General features: G+C 60.9%; 18 protein-coding genes and 1 pseudogene. 3 read left to right on the top strand and 16 right to left on the bottom strand.

Features of this window, described 5'->3' with window-relative positions:
* Window positions 1-14: 14 nt before the first annotated feature.
* The 3 genes from OSJ75_RS10305 to OSJ75_RS10295 are packed head-to-tail and all read left to right on the top strand — an operon-like array spanning window position 15 to window position 2,124.
* The gene (locus OSJ75_RS10305; protein ID WP_267227891.1) at window positions 15-680 is read left to right on the top strand and encodes an amino acid ABC transporter permease; all 666 of its coding nucleotides are present in this window, start codon (window positions 15-17) and stop codon (window positions 678-680) included.
* A 3-nt stretch (window positions 681-683) separates the two neighbouring features.
* Window positions 684-1,331 (top strand): amino acid ABC transporter permease, encoded by a 648-nt coding sequence (locus OSJ75_RS10300; RefSeq protein ID WP_267227890.1) that lies wholly within the window; start codon window positions 684-686, stop codon window positions 1,329-1,331.
* 4 nt (window positions 1,332-1,335) lie between these two features.
* Window positions 1,336-2,124: an amino acid ABC transporter ATP-binding protein gene (locus OSJ75_RS10295; RefSeq protein ID WP_267227889.1), complete on the top strand. Its 789-nt coding sequence runs from the start codon at window positions 1,336-1,338 to the stop codon at window positions 2,122-2,124.
* Between the two features lie 320 nt (window positions 2,125-2,444).
* Here OSJ75_RS10295 and OSJ75_RS10290 read toward each other — a convergent pair whose 3' ends face one another.
* The 16 genes and pseudogenes from OSJ75_RS10290 to OSJ75_RS10215 form a co-directional block, all read right to left on the bottom strand.
* Window positions 2,445-3,221, bottom strand: coding sequence for an SDR family NAD(P)-dependent oxidoreductase (locus tag OSJ75_RS10290; protein ID WP_267227888.1), 777 nt, complete (start codon window positions 3,219-3,221; stop codon window positions 2,445-2,447).
* Window positions 3,222-3,223: 2 nt separating this feature from the next.
* Window positions 3,224-4,207: an NAD-dependent epimerase/dehydratase family protein gene (locus tag OSJ75_RS10285; RefSeq protein ID WP_267227886.1), complete on the bottom strand. Its 984-nt coding sequence runs from the start codon at window positions 4,205-4,207 to the stop codon at window positions 3,224-3,226.
* Window positions 4,204-5,601 carry an amidohydrolase family protein gene (locus OSJ75_RS10280; protein WP_267227884.1) on the bottom strand — a complete coding sequence of 466 codons (1,398 nt, stop codon included), beginning with the start codon at window positions 5,599-5,601 and terminating at the stop codon, window positions 4,204-4,206. Before OSJ75_RS10280 ends, OSJ75_RS10285 begins: the two co-directional genes overlap by 4 nt.
* 23 nt (window positions 5,602-5,624) lie before the next feature.
* Window positions 5,625-6,065: pseudogene (locus tag OSJ75_RS10275) on the bottom strand (LysR family transcriptional regulator); the annotation flags it as partial.
* On the bottom strand, window positions 6,046-6,627 hold the full coding sequence (locus OSJ75_RS10270) for a DUF2867 domain-containing protein (protein ID WP_267227883.1): 582 nt from the start codon (window positions 6,625-6,627) through the stop codon (window positions 6,046-6,048). The gene OSJ75_RS10270 and the pseudogene OSJ75_RS10275, both read right to left, overlap by 20 nt.
* Before the next feature lie 7 nt (window positions 6,628-6,634).
* Window positions 6,635-7,441, bottom strand: coding sequence for an SDR family NAD(P)-dependent oxidoreductase (locus OSJ75_RS10265; RefSeq protein ID WP_267227882.1), 807 nt, complete (start codon window positions 7,439-7,441; stop codon window positions 6,635-6,637).
* A 91-nt stretch (window positions 7,442-7,532) separates the two neighbouring features.
* Complete coding sequence (locus tag OSJ75_RS10260) at window positions 7,533-8,318, bottom strand: acetoin reductase (RefSeq protein ID WP_267227880.1); 786 nt, start codon at window positions 8,316-8,318, stop codon at window positions 7,533-7,535.
* An 8-nt stretch (window positions 8,319-8,326) separates the two neighbouring features.
* Window positions 8,327-9,013, bottom strand: coding sequence for an NADPH-dependent F420 reductase (locus tag OSJ75_RS10255; RefSeq protein ID WP_267227879.1), 687 nt, complete (start codon window positions 9,011-9,013; stop codon window positions 8,327-8,329).
* Between the two features lie 37 nt (window positions 9,014-9,050).
* Window positions 9,051-9,512 (bottom strand): nuclear transport factor 2 family protein, encoded by a 462-nt coding sequence (locus OSJ75_RS10250; RefSeq protein ID WP_267227878.1) that lies wholly within the window; start codon window positions 9,510-9,512, stop codon window positions 9,051-9,053.
* 48 nt (window positions 9,513-9,560) lie between these two features.
* A complete protein-coding gene (locus tag OSJ75_RS10245; protein ID WP_267227876.1) occupies window positions 9,561-10,328 on the bottom strand; it encodes an SDR family NAD(P)-dependent oxidoreductase in 768 nt (255 codons plus the stop codon).
* A gap of 63 nt (window positions 10,329-10,391) precedes the next feature.
* Window positions 10,392-11,090 (bottom strand): NADPH-dependent F420 reductase, encoded by a 699-nt coding sequence (locus OSJ75_RS10240; protein ID WP_267227875.1) that lies wholly within the window; start codon window positions 11,088-11,090, stop codon window positions 10,392-10,394.
* 332 nt (window positions 11,091-11,422) lie between these two features.
* Window positions 11,423-12,334, bottom strand: coding sequence for a LysR family transcriptional regulator (locus OSJ75_RS10235; protein ID WP_267227874.1), 912 nt, complete (start codon window positions 12,332-12,334; stop codon window positions 11,423-11,425).
* Between the two features lie 144 nt (window positions 12,335-12,478).
* On the bottom strand, window positions 12,479-12,850 hold the full coding sequence (locus OSJ75_RS10230) for a DUF427 domain-containing protein (RefSeq protein WP_267227873.1): 372 nt from the start codon (window positions 12,848-12,850) through the stop codon (window positions 12,479-12,481).
* 96 nt (window positions 12,851-12,946) lie between these two features.
* Window positions 12,947-13,744: an NADPH-dependent F420 reductase gene (locus tag OSJ75_RS10225; RefSeq protein ID WP_267227872.1), complete on the bottom strand. Its 798-nt coding sequence runs from the start codon at window positions 13,742-13,744 to the stop codon at window positions 12,947-12,949.
* 335 nt (window positions 13,745-14,079) lie between these two features.
* On the bottom strand, window positions 14,080-14,652 hold the full coding sequence (locus OSJ75_RS10220; RefSeq protein ID WP_267227871.1) for a TetR/AcrR family transcriptional regulator: 573 nt from the start codon (window positions 14,650-14,652) through the stop codon (window positions 14,080-14,082).
* Window positions 14,649-15,614, bottom strand: a complete 966-nt coding sequence (locus tag OSJ75_RS10215) for an SDR family NAD(P)-dependent oxidoreductase (protein ID WP_267227870.1) — start codon at window positions 15,612-15,614, stop codon at window positions 14,649-14,651. Before OSJ75_RS10215 ends, OSJ75_RS10220 begins: the two co-directional genes overlap by 4 nt.
* Window positions 15,615-15,783 lie beyond the last annotated feature (169 nt).

The following is a 15,783-nucleotide window of genomic DNA, read 5'->3' as shown; positions in this document are numbered from 1 at the left end:
GCAAGCACCTGCACATGAACTACCATATCAATTTCAACCTGATCTGGCGACATTTCGACAAGCTGTGGCAGGGACTTGTTCTCAGCCTTGAGCTTGCGGTGCTGTCGATCCTGATCGGCGCGATCATCGGGCTGGCGCTCGCCATCTGGTATGTGTCGGCCGGTAGGGTCGCGCGCGCTCTGATCTCGACCTATGTCGAGGTTCTGCGCAACGTGCCACTGATCCTGCTGGTCTATATCGTCTTTTACGGCATCCCCACCGTCGTCAATATCGCATATAGCCCGACCGTTTCCTTCGTGGCGACGCTGTCGCTCTATGCGGGGGCCTACCTAGTCGAGGTATTCCGCTCCGGACTGGAGGCGGTTCCGCGCGGCCAGATCGACGCCAGCAAGGCCATCGGCCTAACGCCGTGGCAGCGGCTGCTTTACGTGCGCCTGCCGACCATGACGCGCATCACGCTCCCCGCGCTGTCCAACACCTTCATCTCGCTGTTCAAGGATACGTCCGTGGCGTCGGTGATCGCCGTGCCGGAGCTCACCTACGGCGCACAGTGGATTAACTTCAACACTTTCCGGATTGTCGAGGTCTATATCGTGACGACGGTGATGTATCTGATAACCGGGTATGGAATCCTGCTCGGCCTACGCCAGTTGGAACGCCGTTTCAGGGCGGAGCGCTGAACCATGTCGTCGATCCTCTACGCTCTTCCCTTCCTTGGCAAAGGCCTTGCGATCACGCTGCTCGTGTCCGCGCTAGTCGTGCTTTTCTCGCTGGTTTCGGGCGTTATCCTCGGTGTCGGGCTGATCTACGGCCCGCGCCCGCTACAATGGTTCATACGCTTGTTCAGCGACTGCATCCGCGGCATCCCGATCCTCGTTTTGATCTTCGTGGTCTATTACGGCTTTCCGCCACTCGGCATTTCGATCGATTCCTTCTGGGCAGGCGTGATGGCGCTGACGTTGTTCAAGGCCGCGCAGGTCATCGAATATGTGCGTGGCGCCATTGTTTCGATCCCGAAGGGACAGATGGAAGCCGCCAAAGCCATCGGCCTGACCTTTGTATCGCGCCTACGCTACGTGATTTTCCCGCAGGCCGTCCGCCGCTTTCTACCGCCGTGGATCAACGGCGTTACCGATGCGGTCAAGGGTAGCGCACTGGTTTCGCTCCTCGGCGTGGTCGATCTCATGCAGTCGATCAACGAAGTCATCGGTCGCACCTATGAGGCCATGTCTCTCTACCTGCTGGGCGCTTTCATTTATTTCGCCATCAATTATTCACTCTCGCTGGTCAGCCGCTCGGTAGAGCGACGCTATGCCTATATTCGGGACTAGAGCCATGACTGCAACTGATAAGCCGCTTCTCAGGATCGAGCGCCTGGAAAAAGCCTACGGCTCCGTATCGGTGCTGAAGGGCATCGACATGCAGGTGAAAAAGGGCGAGGTGGTGGCCGTGATCGGCCCGTCAGGCAGCGGCAAGACCACGCTGCTGCGCTGCGTGAATTTTCTGGAAACCTACGACACCGGGTCGATCCAGATCGACGGCCGGGAAGTAGGCTATTCCGACACCGGCAACCGCAAACGCCGAGGCGAAACCGACCTCGCCAGGATGCGCGCCGAAACGGGCATGGTGTTTCAGGGCTTCAACCTGTTTCCACATCTGACGGCGGCCCAGAACGTCATGCTGGGCCTCATGAAAGTGCGCGGCAAGTCGAAGCAGGAAGCCCACGCTATCGCCGAACACTGGCTCAAGCGCGTCGGCCTCGGTCACCGCATTGACAATCTGCCGTCCGAACTGTCTGGCGGCCAGCAGCAGCGCGTGGGCATCGCCCGAGCCGTGGCCATGGAGCCGAAAATCCTGCTGCTGGACGAAATCACTTCGGCGCTCGATCCAGAACTGGTCGGCGAGGTGCTCGACGTCGTGCGCCAGCTGGCGCAGGAGGGCATGACGATGCTAATGGTGACCCACGAGATCGCCTTTGCTCGCGACGCCAGCGACCGCATCGTCTTCATGGACGAGGGCCGGGTCGCAGCCGAAGGCGCCCCGGCGCAACTGATGGCGCAAGCTGGCCGGAACGATCGCCTGAACACCTTTCTGTCGCGTTTCAGAGCATCTCATTTGAACTAGGACCGCGGGCGCATGCCCCGTTGTCGCCTCAATGCCGCACTGGAGCGCGAGCTTCCGCCTGCTCCCAAGCCCGATCGGCACGCTTCGCAACGTGCTGGAAGTCGGCACCATGCTCTATATTTCCGGTCAGGGGCCCCCGGACCATGAGGATGTCCTGTACAAAGGCAAGGTTGGCCGAGACGTCAATACCAAAACGGCGAACGAACATGCACGTCTTGTCGGAACCTGCTCGCCGTGCTAACGGCGCATCTGGGCGAGCTGCGGCGCGTAAAGCGGGTCGTGAAGAACTGCGTTGACTGCCAAATCAAGGCACCAATGCCTTACGCAGCCATCCATCCTCCATCGACAAACAGATTGTGCCCTGTGATGTAGGTCGCCTCGTCGCTTGCGAGGAAAAGCGCGGCGTTTGCTACATCTTCGGGTGTGCCGAGCCGCGGCCATGGCGTGCGCGAATTAGAATAGTCCAGCCAACGCGGTTCGACGGCTCGACCACCCTTGCCGGTAAGAATCTTGCCCGGCGCAACCCCGTTGGAGATAATAAAATCCTTCGCATAGTCTGCAGCGATCTGCTTGGTCATATAAGCAATGCCTGCCTTGCTAACCCCATAGGCAAAATCCTCAGGAGCGCTGATATGGCCGTGCTGCGAGGAAATATGCACCAGCCGCCCCCGCACGTCCCCGACAAGTTCCTGCTTTAACATCTGCCTCACGGTCGCACGCGCGCATAGATAGGCACCCTTGAGGCTAACGTCCATAACCTGGTCCCAATCGCCCTCCTCGGTCTCGAGAAGCGGCTTGCCGGCACGCAGCACTGCGTTGTTCACCAAGATGTCGAGCCGGCCGAAACGTTCCACCGTCTTTGCCACGAGCGCATCTACTTCGGCTGCGTTCGATATGTCGGTCTTGATGAATACGGCGGTGCCGCCCTTCTCAGCCACGACGTCGCAGATCGGGGGGCCACCCTCGATCGCATTCGTGGTAATGTCGGCAACGACCACCTTTGCACCGTGAGCAGCAAATTTTTGCACGATGGCGCGGCCGATGCCGGATGAGCCGCCGGTGACAATTGCCAACCGTCCGTTGAGACGCTGTGTCATGACTACTTTCTCTCGAATTGTGTAAGCGGACTGAAACGGTCGAGCCAGCCGAGATAGTCTTCGACAGCCCTGGTGAGCAGGATTGCGTCCGGCGCAGACAAGGTGTCGATCCGGCGGTTATCCAGCGCGGGGCGATCGGTGACATAACCGTAGCGGATATTTGTTGCGCCGGCATCGACATGCCAGCGGAAACCGGGGATCTTTAAGGTTAGTTCCTCGCACCAGTCGACCAGCGTCGTGATCTGACCACCACCCAAATTGAACACATCGGCGGCAGGTTGTTGGGCAGACAGGAGATCGACGATCCGCCGTGCCGCTTGGCGAGAGTAGATCCAATTCGCAGGAGCCGCGCGGGGCAAAATGCAGAGCTCGCCGCTCCGGGCGAACGCTGCTATCTGGTGGTGAGGACTTAATATCGTACGCGAACCGGACTGGTGTTCCCATGGGCCGAATACGGGGCCGAGCCGAACGATGCGCAGGTCCATTTGTTCCAGCCGTGCATAACGACGCATCGCTTGCTCTGCGGCCCACTTGCTGATCCCATACAAGGTTTCTGGCGCGGGTAAGCTTAGATATTCATCAAGCCTGCCCTCGCCGTTGCAAAATGCATTCCCGTAAACCGAAATCGAGGACAGCGCGACGATCCGCAAAGGCCTAGAGCGGCGAGCCGCCGCCATCACTCGGCAGGCACCGGTAATGTTGACGTCCATGATGGTATCCGGTGCGGCCCGCTCAAAATCCTCATCGGGCGTCATCGCCGCGGCATGTACGACGTGAGTGATGGGGTAATCCGCGAACAACTCCGCCAAGGCACTAGCGTCACCAATTTCACCGGCAACGAAAGTCATCTTCTGCGCCCATTCTGCATCGGGAAATGCAGGCGGGATACGATCGAAGCCGACGACCGGCACTCCGCGAGCATTCAGCGCTTCGCATATGGCCGAGCCGATGAAACCAGAAGAACCGGTGACCAGCGTGCAACTCATACCTCGCCCCTGCGACAATGCTTTCGTAGCGCTTCTGCGATCTCCTCGCTGGCCCGGCGTGCCGCATCTCCCACAGAACGTGCCGACTTGGCCGACGCCGCTGCCGTGATCGCAGCTTCGCGACGGCGCTCGTCGGCACCGCGTTGGTAGCGCACCATACCGTCTACAACAGTCATCAGGACATCCGCACCCCTACCCCGGGCCATGACCGCCTCCAGAAGATCGGTATCAGCATCTAGATAGCTACCCGATAGTCGTGACAGCTCGATAGCGACAAGATCGGCTTTCATGCCGACCTCAAGCTGTCCTACCTGCGGGTTGAAGATTGCTCTGGCACCCATGGATGTTCCCATATCCAGCATTCTGGTTGCGCTTTTCGGTGGCCCGGCACCGTCAAATCGCGCAAGCAGGCCTGCCAGTCGCAACTCCGACAGGTAGTCCTCTTCATCCTGCAGGGCGCAATTGTCGGTACCGACAGCCACAGGAAGCCCTCCCCTGTGCCAATCCGCAATTGCCGGCGCTCCGTTGCCGAGACGCATGTTCGAACCGGGATTGGCGACGACGACCAGGCCGAGCCTGACCGCATCCGCCACGTCCTTCAGCGTCGCCCGGACGAAATGCGCAGCACTCGTGCTAGTCTTAAATACGCCAAGCGCCTCCAGCCGTGATAGCACGCCCTCGGGATAGAGCATCCGCGCGCAACGGCTCTGAGCGGGCGATTCCAGCAGATGGAAATGAAGCCCTACCCCCCGCCGCGCCGCGTCTTTGGCGAGCGCGCGCCATGCCTCGTCGCTGACCCATTGCGGCCCCGCAGGGCCATAGGCCAATGTAATTGTCGGATGGCCGGAATATTCGGCAGCGAGCCGCGCCATCAGGTTCAACGTCTGCGCCAAAGGCAGATATGCAGGCCTCGCGAGCGCTAACAACTGCTGCGCTTCCTGCGATAGCTTCTTGCGAAACTCTCTCTCGTCTTCCGGAGGATAGACCAGGCCGCCACGATCGGCGTAACCGATGCAGACCGTTGCGCGCAGGCCCGCATCCTCATAGGCGCGAATTGTCCCGCGCAACTCGGCCTCGTAGTCCCCGGTAGAATAGCTGTAGTTGGCATGGAGCGTAGAGGTCACGCCATTGGCCAGCATCTCTTCTGCAGCAAGCCGCGTCAGAGTGTAGCTGTCCGGTGACCCACGCCCGCGCCGGCGGGCGATCCACGGCTCGAGTGCATCATCCGGGTAACCAAGTTGGATCTGGCTAAGCCCCCGTCCGTGCTGATGGGCATTGACAAAGCCCGGCAGAAGCAGCGCATCGGCGAGCCGACGCCGGGGTGCGTCGGGAAAACGGGACACGATATTGACCTTGCGTCCGATGTCTTTGATCGCTGCCCCACTGATTGCCACCGCACCGTCGGCATGAAGGCAACGTCAAGCCGGCCGTTCAGAAGAGCACCAGCGGTGGTTTGCGATGTACCATCTTGGAAAGAAACGTCGATACCGGGATAGCGCCGATGATACGCAGCAAGCAGCTCGGCTAGAAAGCCGTTGCCGAAGCAGGCTGTCAAACCGACGCGGAGCACGCCTGTGGCGCCACGTTTGGCTTGTGCGACTGCATCAACAGCCTGGTGAAGATGTCTCGCGCCGATCACCGCCTCCCTGAGAAAGCTCTCGCCTGCAACGGTTACCCGAGCACCCGATCTATGCCGCTCAAACAGGGCGATACCGATACGTCGCTCCAATATTTGGATGCGTCGGCTGACGGTAGACTGCGACACCGAGAGGAGCTCCGCCGTGCGCCGGAAACTACCATGCTCTGCAGCGAGCATCGCGTAACGCAGATAGCGCAAGTCAAAGGAGACGTCCGGCACTGTTGTCTCCTTTCGCAGAGCGCCGCGTCTGGCGGCGCGCTGTCGCCGCGGCGCGCCTCAGATTTGAACGAACAACAAGTACGTGAAATGGCCTAATTAGATTCAGATAAGCGCGCCCAAACGTATTGTGACAATGAACGACCGTCGTTACGACGACTTCGAAAGCGCCCTCGTCATTCAACGCCCCCAGCAGTATCGACGCTCTGAAATCAAGGTGTCGATCGTCCACACCGAGCACCAGTTCGTTTTCTGATCGAGACAGGACGGGGAAAAAGGCGACGGACTCGTTTTCGCGGGCGTTGCGATGAAGTTCATCCGTCGTCTTCAAGCCAAAGCGAGCTACGGTCATATTGCGCGTCGCGAGGAGCCCGCGGACCCACCAGGCCGGGCGGCCGAGGATAGCGTGCGCTACAGCTTCAGGGTCACGCGGGATTCCAGCACCGAAGGTCCTGCCAAAAGAATCAACTAGGTCGGCTCCGCTGTACCAGCCCACTATGCTGCTTTGAGAGGGCGGCGCCACCGACCTCACGCCGCCGACCGCGTTGCACAGACTTCCCGCCATGGCGCCGCTAGATCGCCATCACCGAGCCGCCATCAACCCGAAGATTTGTCCCGGTGATGAAGCTCGCCCGCTCCGACGCCAGAAACACGACCGCAGCGGCGACGTCCTCCGGATTGCCGGGGCGGCCGACCGCGATATTGGGCCGCAGCGCCGGCTGGAAATGAGCGGCCAGTTCGCCAGGCGAGAGATTCTCTGCCCCGTCCTGCTGCGCCAACAAATCGCGAAGAATGGGAGTATCGACATAGGCCGGCGACACCACGTTCACGACCACGCCGCGGCTCGCGTAGGTTTTCGAGATGCCCTTGGTCAGAATGTTTAGCGCGCTCTTGGCCGAGGCATATTCGAGCGCGACCGCGTCGGGCTGGATGCCGCTCTCCGACGAGATGTTGATGATCCGGCCCCATCCGCGCTCCGCCATTGCCGGCGCCAACGCCCGGGTAACACGCACCACGGAAAGGACGTTGAACTCCCAGGTCTCCAGCCAATCCGCATCGGGGATTTCCTCGAAGGGCCGGAACAGCTCGCCCGTCGACGACCGAAGGCCGCCCGCATTGTTCACGAGGATGTCGATCGGCCCGAGTTTCGCTTCGATCGTGGCAAGCGCCTGCGCCAGGCTATCTTCATTGGTCACGTCAGCGCCGACCGCCAGCGCTCGCTCGCCGAGCGCATCGGTGATCGCCGCCAGTTTCGCTTCGCTGCGGGCCAGGAACGCCACCTTGGCGCCTTCGGCGTGCAATGCGCGGGCGATCGCCTCACCGATTCCTTGGCTTGCTCCGGTCACCAGAGCAGTCCGACCATTGAGTTGCGTGTCCATTCCAGCCTCCTTCGAAGGGACGCAGCTCCTCTTTGGTGGAGCCCTTCGGTGGCTCCTGCCCTGCCGCGTCGGGTGTTAAGGGACGTCGGGCCTAGCGATAGACGAGCCCGCCATCGGTCAGGATCGCCTGACCGGTGATGTAGTCGGCGTCGTCGCTACAGAGGAACGCGACAAGAGCCGCGACATCTTCCGGCGTCTGGGCGCGGCCGAGCGCGATGCCCTCGACATACTTCTTGTAGGTTTCGCCTTTCGGCGCACCGGTGAGCTGCGAAAAGCGCTCGTCGATCTCGACCCACATGTCGGTCCCGACGATGCCGGGGCAATATGCGTTTACCGTGATCCCGGCACTCGCATATTCCTTGGCCGCAGCCTGCGTCAGAGCGCGAACAGCGAACTTCGTTGCGGAGTAGACGCCAACCATCGGGAAGCCTTCATGGCCCGCGGCAGACGATGCGTTGATGATCTTGCCCTTCGTGCCCCGCGCCTTGAACGTGGTCGCAGCGGCTTGAATGCCCCACACGACGCTATCGACGTTGACCCGAAAGATGCGCTCCAGGTCTTCGGGAAGGACGTCGGCAAGCGGCTTCACCTGCGCGATACCCGCATTGTTGACGATCGCGTCGAAGCCACCAAGCCCCTTCTCGACCTGCTGTACCGCCCCAAATACCTCATCGCGTCGGCTGACGTCGGCGACGACCGACACGGCCTTCGCGCCGAAGCCCTCGACCTCTTTTTCTACGTCAGCGAGCTTGTCCCCTTTCAGATCGACCAGTCCGACGTTCGCGCCGTCTCTGGCAAGGCGCAACGCGATCGCTCGGCCGATGCCCTGGCTCGCTCCTGTTACGAGGACGACCCGTCCTTTTGGCTGCGTGACCATAGGTCCTCCTAAGGCTTGCCGATGCTGCTGTTGGGGGATGCGCGGAATTCCGGCTTGCGCTCCGGACTCGCCGCGGCCAACGCCTTGCGGACGCCTTCCGCATCCAGATTGGCAGCATAGACCGGGGTTCCCGGCTGCTGGCGCCAGGACTCGTCGAGCGGGCCGGCATCGATACCGTCGTATCCGAGTTCGTCGAACAGTCGGATGACCCGCGCTTTGTGGGCCTCGCTATCGCCAGCGACCGGCAGTGCGATGCGGCCCGGCGTGCCCGCAGGCTTGCCGCCATCGAGGAGGCTGCGCCAGTGCAGGTTGTTGATGGCCTTGAGCACCGGCCGTCCGAGTTGATCCGCGACCCAACGGCTTTCAGCCGCACCCTCTTCGATCTGGTCGATCCGCCCATCCCGCTCCTGGGGATAGTAGTTCCCCGTCTCCACGACGGCGACATCGGCATCGACACCGTCGAAGAGATCCTTCGGCAGGTCGGCGATCCGCCATGCCGGGATCGCTACGAAGACGATCTCGCCGCTGCGCGCGGCATCATGGACGGTCACCGCCTTGGCGCCGGTCTCGGCGGCGAGATCTGCAAGCGAGGCAGGACCGCGCGAATTGGCGATGGAAACTTGGTGGCCTAACTTCGAGAGCCGGCGGGCCAGAGAGCCGCCAATTTCTCCACTTCCTATGATTCCAATGTCCATGAATGGACCCCTTTTTAGCTGGTTGACTTGGTGCTGGTCAGCGTTGCGTGGCTTCCACGATCGCTGGTGGGGCAACCGCTCTGGGAAGATCGAAGCCCTGATTGTGCAGATAGATGGCGAGGTCGAGAGACGCGTCGGCCGTGTCCCAGTGTGTGACCTGGCCATTTTCCAGTCGGAGCAGGAAACACTCGACGGATGTCCCACTCTCGCCCGTTGGGGCGATTCCGTAGAATGGCTCGCCGTCGTGTTTCCAATGCAAATTGACCGTCACCAGGGCTCGATCGCCGGCGACGAAGTGATCGATTAAGTCAACGCGCGGCCGAAAGGCCGCGTGGAACGCTGCACCGAATGCCTTGAGCGCATCGATCCCGACTATGTCTCTACCCGCCGGGCTGTTCAGCTTGACATCAAGGCGGATGACCGCGTCCCAACGATCAAGCTCGTTGTTCGCGAACGCCTCGTAGATTTCGAGGGTGAGATCAGTTCCTATCTTTGTCATTACACACACCGTTTTCGGTTGTTGGAGAAGCGATCTCACCCCGTTGGGTCAGAGCTTGTAGCCGCCACTCGCTTCGATGACCTGGCCGGTCACCCAACGACCTTCATCCGAGGCTAGGAAGGCCACGACATTGGCGATTTCCGACGGCTCGCCGAAACGTCCCAGCGCGGTGTCAGCCTCGATCGCCTTCACGATATCGGCATTGTCACGGACGGCGGCATTCATGTCGGTCCGCGTCCAGCCCGGGGCGACAGCGTTCGCCGTGATGCCACGGGGACCCAGCTCGATGGCGAGCGAATGCGTAAAGACGTTGATGCTTCCCTTGGCCATCGAGTACATCGACGCCATCGGTGAGGGCCGTGTGGCGAAGCCGGAAGACACGTTGATCACGCGTCCACCAGAGCTCAGGCGGCTAAGTGCGGCCTGCACGACGAAAAACGGCGCACGAACGAAGACGTTGAACATGGCGTCAAAGCTCTCAGCCGTCGCATTGTCCAGCCCGCCAAAACCGCTGCCGCCGGCATTGTTCACAACTATGTCCAGCGTTTTGCTGCCGTTGCGGCTCTCAAGTTCAGCATCAAGCGCCTCGAACAACGGCCCAATGGAGCCCGCGTCCAGCAATTCGGCCTTCAGAGCGAAGGCGCTGCCGCCGGCTTTCTGAATCGCGGCGACGGCCTCCTCGGCGCCAGCCTTGCTGGAGTTGTAGGTAAGTGCGACGGTCGCGCCATCGGCGGCAAGACGCTCTGCGATAGCGCGACCGATACCCCGTGACCCTCCCGTCACGAGAGCAGTTTTTCCCTTAAGTGACTGCGACATAGAATTCTCCTTGGTTCGGCGAAATGCGAGTTTGGTGATGGCGTGAAGGGATGGCGCGCGAGCTCAGACAACCCGTTCGCGCGCGATCGGGCCGGGGCTCGCCTCGATGACTGCAAGGCCCAGCCGAACGAGATCGGCGTCGCCGGCATATTCATTCTCTGCGACGTGATGCAGGAACACGCCGATCTGTTCGAGCTGTCGGGCGCCCTTGAGATCGCCAGCGTTCACGGGCTTGAAGCCGGCGTCACCGATCAGGCTCCGCGTCACTTCTCCTGCGGCCTTGTCGTCGGTCGCGTAAAAGACGCTGGCCTGCACCGGCGATGCGGACCATGCCGCCGCTTCAAGCGACGGAGCCGCGATCAGGTTGAACGCCTTGACGATGCGCGCCTTTGGCAAGCGTCGCTGCAGGTCTTCGGAGGTTGAGTTTCCCCGCATGAACTCCAGATCGTGGTAGTGCACGAAATCGGCGGTAACGCCGAGCGGGTTCATGGTCTCGATTACGACCTTACCGTCGAGCGCGTCGCCAACCTCGCTTACGATCGCCTCGACCCGCGGCCAATAAATGGAGAACAGAACAGCCTCTCCGAATTCCGCAGCCTCGCGGATCGTGCCGAGGCGAGCCTTGTCGCCCAGTTCCGCAAGTAACGGCGCGATCTTCCGGTCTTCACCGTCCTTCGCGACAACGAGTTCATGACCTGCGGCGGCCCAGGCTCTTGCAAGACGACTGCCGATATTGCCGGCGTTCAAGATTCCGATCTTCATTAGATATCCTATTCACTTCAACGTTTGCGCTTCCTCACGGAGCGGTTCGGTTGGAAGGTAGGATATCTCTCGGAAACGGATTAGATGCCCGACGAACCCCAGTCTGTTGTTCGTCCGAGCAACAATGGTGCACGGGTGCTCGGCCGTGGAGATCCTCTGGCGCGCTATTCTGAGCTTCTGTGAGGTACGAGGCCGATTGTCTGATTTCAGCCACGCCGGCGGGGAAGCGGGTCGTCCGCTTCCAAACTGCCCGAGGTACAGGTTTCGGCGCAAACCACCGGCGATTCTAGTTGACGATGCGCGGGCACGACCACTGCCATGGTCGGCTCGCTTCAGCGTAGGCTTGCGTCACTGCCGTCCCCGAAAGCAACACGACAAAGATCAACGAAGCCACGAACCTTCGGATCCATGTAGCGCGTCGAGGCAAAAACGGCGTGAACCGGCATCGGTATGCTGGCCCAACCCGGCAAAACCCTCACCAAGCTTCCCTCCGCTACATGTGGCTCAGCCATGAACTGTGGAAGTTGCGCCACTCCCAAACCGAACACCGTCAGGTTCTTGGCGGCAACGATGTTATCGATCGCGCAGCGTGGCGCCTGCGAGACCTTCTCTGTTGCTTGGCCGTTAACAAGGGTCCAGCTTGCACGGCCGCTGGACGTTTTCATAATGAGGTCATGGCGCTTCAAATCGTCGACGGTGCGGAGCGCCGCAGCGTCCTTCAGATATCCAGGCGCGGCATAGAGACCGTAAGTTATCTCTCCGAGCTTGCGAGCCGACAAATCCGAATCTTGCAAGGTGCCAATACGGATCGCGACATCGATTCCCTCGTGAATGATATCGACGAAGCGAATTGAATATACCGCTTCCACCGTGACCTTCGGCCACTTGGACAGATAGGCGGCGATCCAATTGTCGACCCGCGTTGTGCCGAACTCGGGTGTCGCTGTGATCTTAAGACGGCCCTTGGGCTCCTGGCTCTGCTGGGCGACCGCGGCTTGCGCCGCCTCCGCGGCCGCAAGGATCGAAGACGCACGTTCGAAATAGTCCCTTCCGACTTCTGTCACGCTGAGCCGGCGCGTCGACCTGTTCAGCAGCCTTGCGCCGAGCTTTTCCTCGATCCGCTGGACGATGCGGCTCACCCGAGCCTTGTCAGTCTCAAGGCGGTCGGCCGCAGCGGTAAAGGACTCCTCCGTCACCACTGCGACGAAGACCTGCATTTCGGAAAAGCCAATTGTTGATGTCATGGGCAACATTCTGTCACGCGCTGCTTGAACCATCAATCAGCGCGAGCCCCATATCTCCGACATTAATGAGCTGAACTCGGATGCGCTGTTGTCATGGAAACAACAATAGAATTGGCCGATTTTGCTCGGCGCATATTCCAGCATTTAATCGCGGGCCGTCGTTTCGATAGCATCGACGCGGTCAGGGTAAAACGCGAGGTAACCCTTAATCATCAGCATGTGGTCGAAAGGATCCTCGTAAGACCAGGCGACATCCCTGGCGGCGCCACCTCGCGCGCTGAAATAGCCGGCGTCGCCCTTGTAGGGGCAGTGGGTGCTGGTGTCGCTGCGGCTGAGTTCATCCATCGCCACGTCAGCGCGCGGGATGTAGTAGACCGGATTGAGGCTCGCCTCTTTGAGGATGAGGGCGTCACGGCTGTCGGCGAGGACGGACTCATCCAGCTTGACGACAACCCTCTCGCCCGCAGGAGCGATGGTGATTGGATGGTCGAGACCTGGCTTTCTTCCACCTTGCATGTCGTGTTCCTTTCTGTTGCTCGCGCCGGGCCGGCAGCGGTCGGGCCTCTCTCGACCGGTAGCCGGACGCCCTATGCAAGGGCGCCCGGCAGCGGATCACTTCTTGACGGTGTCAGCGCTGGCTTGAGCCATGAAGAGGTCGACGTGGACCTGCGGCATGCCCTCGAACGTGCCGCCGATCGGCGACGGGCGCTTTGCCTCGTCGATCAAGCGCCGAGCATCTTCGCGCGACACGGGCGTGCCGGGCTGCGTGTAGGCGCGCTCGGCTTCCGGTCCCGTCGCCTGCAGGTCTACCTTCGGAGCATAGGCCCAGAAGTAGATCGGCGTGCTCGGTTCGATGCGCCAGCTGTCCGCGAGCGAACCAGCGTCGATGGAATCGAAGCCGATCTTGTCGAAGAACTCGGTCACCGCCTGCTTCGCTCCGGCGTCGTCACCCGCAATCGGCAGCGTCGTGCGGTTCGCCGAACCATTCGGTGTCGCGTTGGCCTTCATGTGGAGCCAGCTGAGATTATGCATGCCCTTGACGACCTTCGCACCCGGCAGACGCCGCTGGATCAGTTCGCTGGAAGTCAGCTCGGCCTTGTCGAGGACGTCATTGTTGCCGAATGCGGGATAGTAGTTCGTCTGGTCGAGTACGACCTTGCCCGCGAACTTGTCGGCAGGCAGCTGCTCGGTGGCGGCGATCGGGATCGAAAGCGTGACGATGTCACCCGCCGCGATGGCGTCTTCCGTGGTGCCTGCGCTCGCCAGCGGACCAAGCTCCTCGATCAGGTCCTTGATGGTGTCCGCGCCTCGGGAGTTGCTGATCACCACCTTGTAGCCAGCTGCGGTCGCGAGGCGCGCGACTGCCTTGCCGACGAGGCCGGAGCCGATGATTCCGATTGTTTGGGTCATCTACATTGTCTTTCTTCATAAGGGCGGTAGCCGCCGACAGGATTCATACGCTCGCACCGTATCGCGCTCCCTTTGACAGCGAGCGCCACAGCAGGCGACACGAGCGAAATTATGAATTTGATGGAGGAGTTAACAGTCTAGCCAGACACAACAGACTGTTGCCCCTCCGACCGACAATGCAACTTCGACCCGACGACGGCCCTGGCTATCAGTGTGTCCAATTTCGCCGACGACCTAATAAGGCAATCCGATCGAACGTATCGAACCGCATCTTCGGCTTGCCTTGCCGAACGCAGTCACGACCGGGGGTCGCCGCAGAGTGCGGATCTCCGCCTCTACGTCTTGGAGGGCGCGAGGAGAGCGAGCAGGATCTCCATACTCGTTTCCACGCTGGAAAGGCCTTTTTCCGGGTGCAACTGACCGTTGCCTTCTATGGCCAAAAGGCCGTGGACGGTGGCAAAAATCAGGCTGGCCAGGGTTTCACTGGGCGCGCTGGGCAGATCGTTCGCTTGCTGGCATTCCTGCACGATCGATCGGAAGTGCTCGAAAGTCTGAAGGGCCTTAATCTTCAGCTCACCGCCGGCTGCTGCTGTTTCCGGATTGTTGAATAGAAGCCTATATCGGGCCGGATGCTCTCGGCTGTAATCCATGAACAGCTTGAGCGTAGCCATCAATTTCTTCGTCGGCGTTCGACGCGAACTGCGAATGGCAGCCATCGCCTTGGCCAAATCGGCGAATGAGACAGCCGCGACAGCCGCGAGCAAGGCGCTCCGGTTTGCGAAATGCTTGTAAGGCGCATTGTGTGAGACGCCCGCCGCGTGGCCGATAGCGCGCAGCGTCACCGCGTCCTCCCCACCAGCGTCGAGCAGCTTCGCGGCGGCCTCGATCAGCCTCTTGTCAGTGGTCATGCCGATAAGCGCGCTTCCTCCGGCCGCAGTCCGGCCAGGACCTCCATTTGGGTCCAGAGCTTCGTAGCCCGGCTTTCGTCATATGACAGAGTGGAGGACCTCGTCTCAATCAGCTTTCCGTCGCTGGATTGAAAATACTTGCCCGACCCGGCTCTATAGGCCGGATCAGCGGCAAGACGAGCGAGCGATGCACCGGAAAATCCGACCGATCCCATGGTGACGCCCAGACGGCGAGACAGCCATGACATCCCGGCTGTCCTCGCGAACCACTGCACCGGTCCGGGCAAAGTTCGAAGGAATCCGGTCTCCGGTACGCTGCCCGGGTCGAACGCCATAGCAACGATGGGAGAGCCGGATCTCCGAAGGCGGCGGTGGAGTTCGTAGGCATTTAGGATGTTGCACAGCTTGGACGTTGAGTAGCGCTTCCCCGCCGACAAGGGCTTGGAACCGTCCTTACCGATGTTCGCGAGCCTTTCACCGTCGGGTTCGACCACGGCACCGACCAGCTTGCCATCGATCGTGTCGGGATCATGGGTTCCGCTCGTGGTGAAGACGATACGTCCGGTAGGAACCATGTGGTCGGCGAGCAGGCGGGCAAGCAGAAAATGACCGAGACAGTTGCTGGCGAAGGTCAGCTCATATCCGTCCGCTGAATATGCAACGGGACCATCGAAACGCCCACCGGCATTGCAAAGCAGTGCGTCCAGGGATGCCAGTTCACCACTATCCAGCATGCCGATGCATTGCGCTGCCGCTGCCCGCACCGACGCCAACGACGACGTGTCGAGCGCAAGCGTAACCACATCGATACCTGCTTCCCGCCGAAGCTCGTCGGCCGCCCTCTCCATTTTGTCAGGGCTGCGCCCGGCGAGCACAAGGTTCCATTTGTAGTGCGTGGCGAGGTGGCGGGCACAGGAATAGCCGATGCCGCTATGGCCACCGGTAATGACGGCGGTTGGCATATCAAAAGCCCTCGGTTGACGCTGTCAACCATTAGGCGAACAGGTTGACGCTGTCAACCAACCGCCCGGAAGAGGGATAACGACGGCCTGAATGAAAGCTGGGCTCCTACGCCTAGGGTTCCGTCCCACGGCAGCAAGCGCGCACTAAGCGACCGGCGAACTCGCCGGT

Origin of the sequence: Phyllobacterium sp. 0TCS1.6A, from assembly GCF_026420825.1 — a bacterium.
Classification (GTDB): Bacteria; Pseudomonadota; Alphaproteobacteria; order Rhizobiales; family Rhizobiaceae; genus Phyllobacterium.
The sequence above is the reverse complement of the archived record's forward strand: the minus strand, read 5'-3'. Positions and strand labels throughout refer to the sequence as shown.